Origin of the sequence: uncultured Planktosalinus sp. (assembly GCF_963973675.1) — a bacterium.
Classification (GTDB): domain Bacteria; phylum Bacteroidota; class Bacteroidia; order Flavobacteriales; family Flavobacteriaceae; genus Planktosalinus.
The window spans coordinates 1-4,306 of the sequence record NZ_CAXBAN010000234.1 but is presented as its reverse complement, the minus strand read 5'-3'; the positions used below and the strand labels follow the sequence as shown (position 1 = coordinate 4,306).

Below are 4,306 nucleotides of genomic sequence, written 5' to 3'. Positions count from 1 at the left end.
TGATAATTAATGTGGTGAGAATTAAATTAAGGGTTTGGTATTTTCAACACTTGCCCCGGATGGATTAAATCGGGGTTTTTAAGTTGGTCTGTATTGGCTTGAAAGATGACATTGTATTTATTAGCACTACCATAATAATGTTTGGCAATTTTTGAGAGTGATTCACCACTTTTCACTTCGTGAGTGGCATAAACAGACGTATCAGCTACTTTGATATCTGCCATAATATCTGAAGGGTTTTCACCACCAATGCGCTTAATTTCATCCCACAAAAGGTTTTTTTCATATTGGTTTTTGGTTGTGCCCCATATTTTTAGCACGCCATTTTCTTCTTTTACATCGCCGTCTTGTACATGAAGTTTTTCACCTAAATCTAAAACGGGTTGATATTTTGACTTTACCATAATTACTTGTTTTAATATTTCTTTTTAAAGATATAGGTTTTGGTTGATATATAAAACAGATTTAATAAATAGTCTTTTCATAGTTGAGGATTAATTGATTCAAGTTCCGGTTTGTAAAGTAGAACAATTGACTCTTTTAAAGACTGACACTCTTACTTCTATAATTCATTCTTAAATTTTGTTATAATGGGGATATCACTTTTTTTGACTTTAAAATTCTAATTGAGAAGTAATTAAGGAAACTTAAATCTCATATAAAATAAATATTCAAAAAGCAGTAAAGTTTTAAAAATTATTATTAGCTTTGAAATGCAAAGTACTTTATATGAAAACAGAAGAAGATTACAAACAGGATATTTCACAAATTCGTTCAATCATGGAACGATCCACCAGGTTTTTATCTTTAACAGGGTAGTCAGGTATAATGGCCGGGCTGTATGCACTTGCAGGTGCCTATTGGGCTTTCAAGATGTATTATATTTCAGGGGAAGGGTTTTATAGTATTTTAGACTCTGAGCAACTTATTGATAACGCGCAAGCTTTTTTTCTATTGGCATTGGTTGTTCTTGTCTTGGCACTTAGTACAGCGATATTTTTATCATGGAAACGCGCCCGATCAAAAGGTGAGCAATTATGGAACCCTGTCGCCCGACGACTGGTTGTCAATTTAGCAATACCTTTAGTAACCGGAGGTTTTTTTGTATTAATAATTTTTTCAAAAGGCCTGGTTGGTCTCATTGCACCTGTAACCCTTATTTTTTATGGATTGGCATTATTCAATGCCGGGAAATTTACTTTTGAAGAGGTCAAATATTTTGGAATTATTGAAATTATTTTAGGTCTTTTGGCGCTTTATTTTATTGGCTACGGACTATTATTTTGGTCTATTGGTTTTGGTTTTTTACATATTGTATATGGCCTCTATATGCATTTTAAATATGAGCGATGAAAAAACTGAATAACCATTTTCACAAAGCTTTTGAAAACAGAGTCCGACTTGGAATCATGTCGGCCCTGGTTGTTAATGAAACGTTGGATTTTAGTGCATTGAAAGAATTTTTAGAAGTGACTGACGGTAATTTGGCAAGCCATTTAAAAGCTCTTGAAAAGGAAGCATTTATTGGGGTAAGTAAAACTTTTGTAGATAGAAAGCCCAACACCAAATACAGTATTACAGCAGCCGGTAAGAACGCTTTTGGGGCTCATCTTAATGCGTTAGAAAATTTAATTAAATCACATAAATAACTATTTTTTTAACCCTTTACTTTGAAACACAAAGTACTTTTATTTTAAAACTATGAAATCATCAAACACATCATCACCATTTTCTTTTGATAAAGCTTCATTTATCAAGCATGTTGTAATTGGCGCCCTTATTGCTTTAGTTTTAATGGTTCTCTTACTTTCCGGAGTGAATGAACCAAAGCCAGAATGGTCAGCTTATTGGAAAGTAAGACCGTTGCTTATTATTTCTCTGGCAGGTTCAGCTGGGGGAGCTTTTTTCTCAATTATGAAACCACTTCGTCAGAAATCAGGTTGGAGTGGATTTGCAGCCTATTTTATTTGTTTTCTGGTTTATATCATTGGATTGTGGATGGGTTCTGTATTAGGGCTCGACGGGACATTATGGAATTAAGTGGTTTAAGAAATAAATTAAAGATAATTCCTTTTTAATAATTTCATTTCAAATTGTATTCTGTCACTTCAATTTCTACCTTTGCAAAGCTAGGCTGACTGTTTATAGTTAAACTAGTTTTAGAAGAACTTCAAGGATCTTATGACACATTTAATTAAAAACATTAAAGAATTGATTGGAATAACTTCAAAGCCTATTTTGATAGGATGCGAGATGAAGGAACTCCAAACTATCAAAAACGCATTCATAGTAATTGAGAATGGATTGATTGCTGATTTTGGCGATATGAAGACACTCACAGATTCCAGTTATGACAAAGTAACTGACGCTACTACTTCACATGTGTTACCTGCCTGGTGTGATTCCCATACCCATATTGTATATGCAGGTAATCGTGAGCAGGAATTTGTTGACCGTATCAATGGATTGACCTATGAAGAAATCGCCAATCGTGGAGGTGGAATCTTAAACTCGGCCAAAAAACTTCAGGAAACAGAAGAGGAAGAACTTTATAACCAAAGTGCTGAACGTCTTGAAGAGGTTATGCATCTGGGAACCGGAGCTATTGAAATAAAAAGTGGTTATGGACTGACTATTGAATCAGAATTAAAAATGCTTCGTGTTATTAAGCGTTTAAAAGAAACCTATCCGGTTGCGATTAAATCCACATTTTTAGGAGCCCATGCGATTCCCGCTGAATATGGAAAAAAACGTGACAAGTACATTGATTTATTAATTGATGAAATGTTGCCTCAAATAGCAGCCCAGAAACTGGCTGATTATATCGATGTGTTTTGTGAAACCGGATATTTTACGGTAGATGAAACCATCAAGCTTATGGAAGCCGGAAAAAAGCATGGTTTAAAATCAAAAATACACGTAAACCAGTTTACAGCAATTGGAGGTATTCGAGCCGCTGTTGAGCATGGCGCATTGAGTGTCGATCATTTAGAGGTGTTATTACCTGAGGATATTGAAATGCTCACTAAAGGAGCTACTATACCGGTAGCTTTACCTTCTTGTTCCTATTTCTTAAGTATTCCTTACACTCCCGCACGCGAATTGATTGATGCACAATTACCTCTTGCTTTAGCAACAGATTTCAATCCGGGATCAACTCCCAGTGGCAATATGAATTTTGTGGTTGCCACCGCTTGTATCAAAATGAAAATGACTCCTGAAGAAGCTATTAATGCAGCAACTATTAATGGAGCAGCTGCAATGGAGCTTTCTCAAACTCATGGAAGTGTTGCCAAAGGAAAAGTGGCCAATTTTATCTTTACCAAAGAAATTCCTTCCTATGGTTATTTACCTTATTCCTTTGGGAGTAACCACATACAACAGGTAATGTTGAGGGGAGAGTTTATTTAATACCTTTTTTTAATAAACTCATTTAATAATATCAGTTAAACTCAAGAATACACTTTAATAATTTCAGACTGAGTTAGGCGTTTTCGTCTAAAGGTATTTTGAGCTATTTAACAAGTTTTACAAATCCCTTTTTTTCAAAACTACGTAGGAAAGCCAGCTAAAAATAAAGGTCCAGGCCAGAACAATTACAAAAGCGCTCCAGGAAACATCATAACTTTTCGCAAAACCTTCACCAAGTTGTGATGCGGCAGTTTTAATTGCCCCAAGACGGGAGAGAGGTTCTACAATTAAATTAGACATGGCCTGCAAGGGAAAAAACTGGCTAATGTGATTTGCAATATCAGTCCCTTTAAAAAATTGCCACTTTAAAAGTCCGAATGCAATGCTTTCCAGAATAAACCATATCAGTAAAAAGCCTAGAGCAAAAGCAGAGCGTTTCACCAGAATTCCTAAAAACAAACAAAAAGAGAAAAAGCCTAAAAGTTTGACAAAGTAAGCCAGCAAGTATTCCATTTGACTGAAAATGATGCCTATTTCATTAAAATCAGAAAACATAAGACCTAGTATCATTGATACAATAAAAACAAACAGTGTTGATATAAATGCAAATAAAAGTACTGTTATGAATTTTGAAACAACAAATTCTTTTTTGCTGAGGCCATCAATGAGATTTTGCTTGAGAGTTTGGTAACTGTACTCGTTTGACATCATCGAGACAATTACGATAGCCAGAAATAATTTGAGTATTGCAGCTACCCAGGTATTAAAATGCCAAATGTATGGAAAATTGAAAATTCCCTGTTCGGCCACATGGAACTGAATGGGACCGATATCAAATTTTATTGCGGCCAACAGTGCCATGCAGAGAATAAGGACGAAATAGGAAATGATAAGG

The 4,306-nt window shown here is 35.0% G+C and carries 6 protein-coding genes; 4 read left to right on the top strand and 2 right to left on the bottom strand.

Annotation, left to right across the window (positions count from 1 at the left end):
• Positions 1–26: 26 nt before the first annotated feature.
• The gene (locus tag AACY61_RS09555; protein WP_339611346.1) at positions 27–404 is read right to left on the bottom strand and encodes a LysM peptidoglycan-binding domain-containing protein; all 378 of its coding nucleotides are present in this window, start codon (positions 402–404) and stop codon (positions 27–29) included.
• A 424-nt stretch (positions 405–828) separates the two neighbouring features.
• Between AACY61_RS09555 and AACY61_RS09550 the strand changes: the two genes are divergently transcribed.
• The 4 genes from AACY61_RS09550 to hutI all read left to right on the top strand — a co-directional run bounded on the left by AACY61_RS09550 (position 829) and on the right by hutI (position 3,411).
• Entirely contained in the window at positions 829–1,353 is a 525-nt protein-coding gene (locus AACY61_RS09550; protein ID WP_339611345.1) for a hypothetical protein, read from the top strand.
• On the top strand, positions 1,350–1,649 hold the full coding sequence (locus AACY61_RS09545) for a transcriptional regulator (RefSeq protein ID WP_339611344.1): 300 nt from the start codon (positions 1,350–1,352) through the stop codon (positions 1,647–1,649). Before AACY61_RS09550 ends, AACY61_RS09545 begins: the two co-directional genes overlap by 4 nt.
• 52 nt (positions 1,650–1,701) lie before the next feature.
• Positions 1,702–2,040, top strand: a complete 339-nt coding sequence (locus AACY61_RS09540) for a potassium transporter KefB (RefSeq protein WP_339611343.1) — start codon at positions 1,702–1,704, stop codon at positions 2,038–2,040.
• Between the two features lie 141 nt (positions 2,041–2,181).
• Positions 2,182–3,411: an imidazolonepropionase gene (gene hutI, locus AACY61_RS09535; protein WP_339611342.1), complete on the top strand. Its 1,230-nt coding sequence runs from the start codon at positions 2,182–2,184 to the stop codon at positions 3,409–3,411.
• 117 nt (positions 3,412–3,528) lie between these two features.
• On the opposite strand, the gene AACY61_RS09530 is transcribed toward hutI, so the two are convergent.
• The coding region (locus AACY61_RS09530; protein ID WP_339611341.1) for an ABC transporter permease subunit at positions 3,529–4,306 on the bottom strand (778 nt) is incomplete at its 5' end.

Excerpts from the sequence above, each read along its gene's own strand:
- AACY61_RS09555 (WP_339611346.1), bottom strand. The coding sequence starts at position 404 with ATGGTAAAGTCAAAATATCAACCCGTTTTAGATTTAGGTGAAAAACTT.
- AACY61_RS09550 (WP_339611345.1), top strand. The coding sequence starts at position 829 with ATGGCCGGGCTGTATGCACTTGCAGGTGCCTATTGGGCTTTCAAGATG.
- AACY61_RS09545 (WP_339611344.1), top strand. The coding sequence starts at position 1,350 with ATGAAAAAACTGAATAACCATTTTCACAAAGCTTTTGAAAACAGAGTC.
- AACY61_RS09540 (WP_339611343.1), top strand. The coding sequence starts at position 1,702 with ATGAAATCATCAAACACATCATCACCATTTTCTTTTGATAAAGCTTCA.
- hutI (WP_339611342.1), top strand. The coding sequence starts at position 2,182 with ATGACACATTTAATTAAAAACATTAAAGAATTGATTGGAATAACTTCA.